Origin of the sequence: Lichenihabitans sp. Uapishka_5, from assembly GCF_033947565.1 — a bacterium.
In the GTDB taxonomy this organism is placed as follows: Bacteria; Pseudomonadota; Alphaproteobacteria; order Rhizobiales; family Beijerinckiaceae; genus Lichenihabitans.
Window position 1 is genome coordinate 1 of sequence record NZ_JARPVX010000132.1, and the last position, 6,529, is coordinate 6,529.

Sequence of the window (6,529 nt, forward strand, 5' to 3'; positions counted from 1 at the left end):
CCCGCGGCCGCCGCCGCTCCCGTGGCTGCGTCGCCCGCGCCGGCCCCCGCCGCGAAGCCCGCCGCGCCGGCGTCCGACGACGCCATCCGAAAGATGTTCCCGGCCGGGTCCTTCACCGAGGTGCCGCACGACGGCATGCGCAAGACCATCGCGCGCCGCCTCACCGAGGCGAAGCAGTCGATCCCGCATTTCTACGTGTCGGCCGATTGCGAGCTCGATGCGCTCATGGCCCTGCGCGAGCAGATCAACGGCTCCGCCCCGAAGGACAAGGACGGCAAGCCCGCCTTCAAGATCTCGGTCAATGATTTCGTCATCAAGGCGTTGGCGTTGGCGCTGACGCGGGTGCCTGAGGCGAATGTGTCCTGGACCGAGAACAGCATGCTGAAGCATGCCCACGCCGATATCGGCGTCGCGGTGTCGATCCCCGGCGGCCTCATCACGCCCATCGTGCGGGCGGCCGAAACCAAGACGCTGTCGGCGATCTCGGCCGAGATGAAGGATTACGCGGCCCGCGCTCGTGCCAAGAAGCTGAAGCCCGAGGAATACCAGGGCGGCACTTCGGCGGTGTCGAACCTCGGCATGTTCGGCGTGAAAAGCTTCCAGGCCATCGTCAACCCGCCGCATGCGTCGATCCTGGCGGTGGGGGCCGGCGAAAAGCGCGTGGTGGTCAAGGATGGCGCCCCCGCGGTCGCCACCGTGATGACCGTGTCGCTGTCGACCGACCACCGCGCCGTGGATGGTGCGCTCGGGGCCGAACTCATCGCCGCCTTCAAGGCCCTGATCGAGAGCCCGATGGGCATGTTGGTTTAAGAATTCCCGCCGTCATTGCGAGGAGCGAAGCGACGCGGCAATCCAGCTCGACGCCGCGGTTCTGGATGGCTTCGCTTCGCTCGCAATGACGGTCCTACGATCGTTACAGCAGGAGGAATCCCGCATGGCTGACACCTACGACATCCTGGTCATCGGCGCCGGCCCGGGCGGCTACGTCACGGCGATCCGGGCGGCCCAGCTCGGCCTCAAGGCCGCGGTGGTGGACCGCGAGCACCTTGGCGGCATCTGCCTGAACTGGGGCTGCATCCCGACAAAGGCGCTGTTGCGCACCGCCGACATCTACCACGGCATGGTGCATGCCGAGGCCTACGGGTTGCAACCCGTCACGCCGTCGTTCGACATCGGCAAGGTGGTGGGGCGCTCGCGCGGCGTGTCGAGCCAGCTGTCGTCCGGGGTCGGATTTCTGCTGAAGAAGAACAAGGTCGACGTGATCTGGGGCGAGGCCACGATCACCAAGGCGGGCGAGGTCGCGGTGAAGCCCGCCGCGAAATCCGCCCTCGGCCGTCCGCCCGTGCCGGCCCCCAAGGGGGCGCTCGGCGCCGGCAGCTACCGGGCGAAGAACATCATCGTGGCCACCGGGGCCCGGCCGCGCGCGCTGCCAGGCCTCGAGCCGGACGGCAAGCTGATCTGGACCTATTACGAGGCCATGGTGCCGGCCGCGATGCCGAAGTCGCTGCTGGTCATGGGCTCGGGCGCCATCGGGGTCGAGTTCGCGTATTTTTACCGGACGATGGGTGCTGAAGTCACCATCGTCGAGGTGCTGCCGCAGATCCTGCCGGTGGAGGATGCCGAGATCGCGGCCCACGCCCGCAAGCGCTTCGAAAAGATGGGTATCACCATCCTCACCGGCGCCAAGGTGACGGGGGTCGAGAAGGGCGCCGACTCGATCACGGCCACCATCGACGACGGCAAGGGCGGCACCAGCACGATCACCGCCGATCGGATGATCTCGGCCGTCGGCGTGGTGCCCAACACGGAAGGCCTCGGCCTCGAGGCGCTCGGGGTCAAGCTCGAGCGCGGCTTCGTGGCGACCGACGGCAAGGGCGGCACGGGCGTTGCCGGCATTTATTGCATCGGCGACATCGCCGGCCCGCCGATGCTGGCCCACAAGGCCGAGCACGAGGGCGTCATCTGCGTCGAAACCATCCACGGCCTGCACACCCATGCGCTCGATCGCGCCATGATTCCGGGCTGCACCTATTGCAACCCGCAGATCGCCTCCGTGGGCCTGACGGAAGCCAAGGCCAAGGACACCGGCCGCGAGATCCGGGTCGGCCGCTTCAACTTCGCCGGCAACGGCAAGGCCATCGCGCTCGGAGAGCCGGAGGGCCTGGTGAAGACGATCTTCGACGCCAGGACCGGGCAACTGCTCGGCGCCCACATGATCGGCGCCGAGGTGACGGAGCTGATCCAGGGCTTCGTGGTGGCGATGAATTGCGAGACCACCGAAGAAGAGCTGATCCACGCCGTGTTCCCGCACCCGACCCTCAGCGAAACCATGCATGAAAGCGTGCTCGACGCTTACGGCCGCGTTATCCACATGTGAGCCATGGCGCCCCTCGGCAGGGGGCGCCGGCGGGTCTCACGCTCCGTGATACAGCGGGTCCGCAAGTTTTCCCGCGATCCCTGCCGAATGGGGTAGACAACCGGCGCCCGCCCTTGCTACATGGCGCCAACGACAGCGCTGCGGCGGTGTCTGCGATGGGCGCATAGCTCAGTTGGTAGAGCAGCTGACTCTTAATCAGCGGGTCCTAGGTTCGAGCCCTAGTGCGCCCACCATCGCAAAATCAGTGACTTAGCTTACCTTTAATTGTGAGCAAAGTCGCTGGCATGGATCCCCAGTGACCAGTAAGTGACCAGAGTACTGGGACGATACGGGATCTGGCGAGCGGAGTTTTCGCTGCAGTTGCGGTGTTCGGTGCCTGCGACAAGCCTCACGACTTGTGCGCGGTGTCGACAAGGCCCTTGCGCTCAAATTCCAGGATAGCCTAGCGAGGATAGCGGACCAACCTTCCGATGCGAATGAAGGGCACATGACCGCCCTGCACGCGAAGGTTTCGCAACGTCTTCGGGCTCATGCGCCAGCGCTCGGCCAGTTCGACATCGGTCAGGAATGCCTTGTCGATATCGTCCTGATTAGAGGTATGAGTTGGCGAGGGGATCACAGTGGACTCCTTTGAGGGAGCCATTGTCTGCGGGACTCAAAATGTCCTTAAAAGCTTACGAATCAACCTCGCCGCGTTACGGGTCTCTGCCGCCCCTCCTTTCCGACTTTCGTTTCCTCGGCCGGGTTATGATGTTTTCCAATCCACTGATTGACTACTTTGGGCGGGATCGTGGGTAGCTCTAAAAGCGCGGCCATGTCCAGGCCGGTCCACCTCTGCAACTGCTCATCGCCGGGGCATTTAAGCATATTAGCAATCGTCCTGACCAGCATGCAGTAGGCACTGAACTCGGTAGCGTTTGGTACATGATCGCCTGGTCGGTACAGTTCGTCTTCTTGAAAAGAAAGAAGATCGGGGATCAACGCGTCAGCCGCAAGCAAGTAGGCAGCCCGACTTCGATATCCAGTATACCGACCGCCAATAGACAGTCCAACAACTCCTTCGGAACGTGCCATTTCCATATACAGCTTCGCAGAAGATAGGCGTTCGTCTTCTTTTTGATCGATAAAAGCCAGACGGCATTTAGCGAATTCGATTTCAAATTTGACGTGCCGCTGATGCTCGGACCTCCACTTGATCTCACGTTCCAGTGGGTCGATTTGCAGGAGGCCGCTGATGCTTCCTCGGGCAAAGCAGTCGTTCACACGATCACGATAACGCGGATCTGCTAAAAGCTTCCGCAAACGAGCGGTCATACTCAGCCTTGAGAACTGTTTCATTCCCTGCTCGAGCTGGTGGAGCACGTAAATGATTTGTGCTCTCCTGAAGGCGAGCCGCATAGGATAAGCGCCTGTAAGCCAATATTTTATTTGAAAATAGCGAAGGCCTGCCTCCTCGGAAGACACTGGCCTTCCTAGATCGACAAGGACTTCCCAAGGCTGAGCGCGCCTATTTTGACCTGCCATCGCATCTTTCCTCGCGCCGATCGAGCGGCTGCAGCGTCGTAAGCGCTTACGCGTAACTCAGGCGAGCGATTCCGTACACTGGTCAAGCCTCCACGACCCACGATGCTGCTGTTCGGTGGGAGACAATCCGACCACGGCGCGAGGCTCGTAACTTTCGGGCCTCATATGGAGCTGAGCACCATGGCGAACAAGAATCTTAAGACGAGGCAGGGAGAGTACTTCGAAAAACAGGAGTTGGTCGACATCTCCGATCCTATCGCTCTGCTTGAGGAGACACGGGCGAAGTTCAAGGCCGACTCGCGGAAAGCCATCTACGACCTAATCCAGGCAGGCACAGCGGTTGTACTCTTTATGAAAAGCAACCCCAAGGAGGCCGCGAAGCTGCTGCGACACTCCTTCTTTGATGACATGCACGTCCGACCAAAGGAGGTGTGCAAAGCAGCGATGCAGCTCGCTATGGGCGCTAAGACTGACAATCAGCGAGAACAGGCCAACCGCTTCGGCCGGGCTATCGATCAACTTCTCAAAGAGGGGGAGTCGGTCGAAGGCATCGCTGATCGCCTCGCTCGCTCTGGTGGCGTTCGGGCAGTCCTGGTTCAGGCTAAGTCGGATGCTATCGGCGTGAAGGCTGAACCTGAGGCCCAACCAAAAACCAGGCTGAGCGCCAAGCGCCAGCTGCCGGTCCAGGCGGACGACGAGGGTGAACTCTCGCTGGATGATGTTGTGGACGAAAACAGTCAGGACGAGGACGAGAACGAGTCTGGCCGGCCTGTGCCGATGATCGGCAGTGTGGAAAGCGAGGAGCCGGTCATTCTTGAAGTGGCATGTACGACTTCAGAGCTCCAAAACGTGTTGTCGGCTCAAGAGGCGTTGTTAAAGGTACGCATCAAGCGGGTGCGCCTTCGAAAAGGCCGCAAGTGGTACCCCGTTTTGCTAAGCGAGCATACAACGCTCAAGTGATCCCGCCTCCTGGATGTGATATGAAAGCACATTCATTGCTGTTGAACATTTTAAGATCCCCGTCGCCAAACGACGGGGGTTTATTTTTTTAGATAATACAAGGAACATTGTCGATTTTCAGTCGGACCGCGGTCGCAGGCTGGTGTTTCGCCACCGTTGCAGATCGGTGAGCATCCCCCGGAGCACGTCACGCCCCCCGCCGCTGGCGAGCGTCAGCTGGTCGAGGGTATAACGCCCCAGCTCCGCGTAGAGGCGGACGGCGTTGACCCCGTTGATGGCGCGCTTGAACTGCTTGACCCTGTCGTTGTCCTTCCGGTGGACCTGATACTGCTTGCGCGGCGCCTTCGCGAGGTACCAGGCCACCTGCATCAAGTCTCCCTGTTCAATAAGGCGGGCGTCGGCAGCGGTCGCATAGCCGAACACGGGCCGAATCTCGTCGTTGACGGCGGCGCAGCGCGCCTGCAGTGCCTCCTCGTCGACGTTCCAAACCAGAGCGTGCAAGTGGAAGTGCATGACCCGATTGCTGCCGAGAACCCGCTGAGCCGAAACGTAGAGTGCGGTTTCGATCATCCCGACCGCGTCCAGACCTTGAAGGTGCCGTGCGTAGGCCTGCCGAATGTCGGCAAGGCTGGGGCCGGCGGTGATGCTGTGGCCGTCGTCGCGCTCAGGCCTCCAAACCTGATTGCGATCCAGCAAGGTAAGGAGGAATACCGGCTGGGACGCAGATAAGCGGCCCTGGGCGAGCACGCCGCGAGGCAGGTGGCGCAGAAGGGCTCGGAGCCACCAGCGACGGGCATACAGGTTGAAGCATCCGAGACGGCGGGCATCGCGCCGGCCGAGACGACGAAGCTCCGCCTCGGGCGCACGGAATTCTCGCTGATAATGACCAAGCAGGGCGCGTTCAAGGTGGGCGCCCTGCTCGCGCTCACGTTTCAGCACTACTCGAAGAAAGTTGGGCTTCGGCACCTCTATACCTCGCGTGAGGCCTGCTACGTGTCACAGGCTAGCTTACACCCTCGACACTTTACCCCGTGACTTCAGGCTTTCGAGCTCAGGCAGGGCATGTCTCGATGAGCGACCGATATCATGAAGGTAGCCAAATTCCGTGTCTCTGCCCTTTGAGCATCAAGTAGCAGGTAGGTGCATGGCTGCTTGCCCCAAGGGCTGCATCAAGCCAAACCAACAGGGCAGGTGTATGATCGTATAAGTCGTATATACAAGCGCCGACCGGGGTACATCATCGCTTAGAAATCCGGCCGCAGCGAAACAAATCGATCAGACTTCCAAGTTAGCAAATCGCCCGCATCCTGGGGCGGTCGTTGACTACGGCTTGAAGCAGCTCCAGCGTGGCCGCTGTGATCACGACGATGTCGTCCTCTTGCCCCGCCATCTGTCGGAGCTGGCCGGCCGCGTCGACCCGCGCTGTCTGGCCGCACGGCGACATGCCAATGCTGCCCCAGTGTCGCGGAAGCACCCCTGGGCGCGGCACCGGCGTCCTCTGCAGGCCCAGGTCTCGCAGTGAGAAACGACCGGTAGTCGCGCGATCGACCGAGACGTGGCGGGGCGCAGCGACCCTGGTGCCAGCCACCGCGCCACGTCCCGCCAGGCCGCCGGGCTGTCAAATCGCTTCCAACGACGACCCCCATTTCGCGTCCAATCCCGACCCCT

At 61.8% G+C, this 6,529-nt stretch carries 6 protein-coding genes and 1 tRNA gene; 4 read left to right on the forward strand and 3 right to left on the reverse strand.

Going from position 1 to position 6,529, the window contains the following annotated elements; all coding sequences use genetic code 11:
• The 3 genes from P7D22_RS21910 to P7D22_RS21920 all read left to right on the forward strand — a co-directional run.
• A partial coding sequence (locus P7D22_RS21910; RefSeq protein ID WP_319936383.1) for a 2-oxo acid dehydrogenase subunit E2 occupies positions 1-810 on the forward strand: 810 nt, incomplete at its 5' end.
• 124 nt (positions 811-934) lie between these two features.
• Positions 935-2,377, forward strand: a complete 1,443-nt coding sequence (gene lpdA / locus P7D22_RS21915; protein WP_319936384.1) for a dihydrolipoyl dehydrogenase — start codon at positions 935-937, stop codon at positions 2,375-2,377.
• A gap of 157 nt (positions 2,378-2,534) precedes the next feature.
• A tRNA-Lys gene (locus tag P7D22_RS21920) sits at positions 2,535-2,610 on the forward strand.
• Positions 2,611-2,819: 209 nt separating this feature from the next.
• On the opposite strand, the gene P7D22_RS21925 is transcribed toward P7D22_RS21920, so the two are convergent.
• Together P7D22_RS21925 and P7D22_RS21930 are read right to left on the reverse strand one after the other, a co-directional pair.
• Positions 2,820-2,996 carry a helix-turn-helix domain-containing protein gene (locus tag P7D22_RS21925; RefSeq protein WP_319936385.1) on the reverse strand — a complete coding sequence of 59 codons (177 nt, stop codon included), beginning with the start codon at positions 2,994-2,996 and terminating at the stop codon, positions 2,820-2,822.
• A 62-nt stretch (positions 2,997-3,058) separates the two neighbouring features.
• Positions 3,059-3,841 carry a hypothetical protein gene (locus P7D22_RS21930; protein ID WP_319936386.1) on the reverse strand — a complete coding sequence of 261 codons (783 nt, stop codon included), beginning with the start codon at positions 3,839-3,841 and terminating at the stop codon, positions 3,059-3,061.
• Between the two features lie 240 nt (positions 3,842-4,081).
• Here P7D22_RS21930 and P7D22_RS21935 point away from each other — a divergent pair, with 240 nt between their 5' ends.
• Complete coding sequence (locus P7D22_RS21935; protein ID WP_319936387.1) at positions 4,082-4,861, forward strand: hypothetical protein; 780 nt, start codon at positions 4,082-4,084, stop codon at positions 4,859-4,861.
• 117 nt (positions 4,862-4,978) lie between these two features.
• Here P7D22_RS21935 and P7D22_RS21940 read toward each other — a convergent pair whose 3' ends face one another.
• Positions 4,979-5,827 (reverse strand): hypothetical protein, encoded by an 849-nt coding sequence (locus P7D22_RS21940; RefSeq protein ID WP_319936388.1) that lies wholly within the window; start codon positions 5,825-5,827, stop codon positions 4,979-4,981.
• Positions 5,828-6,529: the final 702 nt, after the last annotated feature.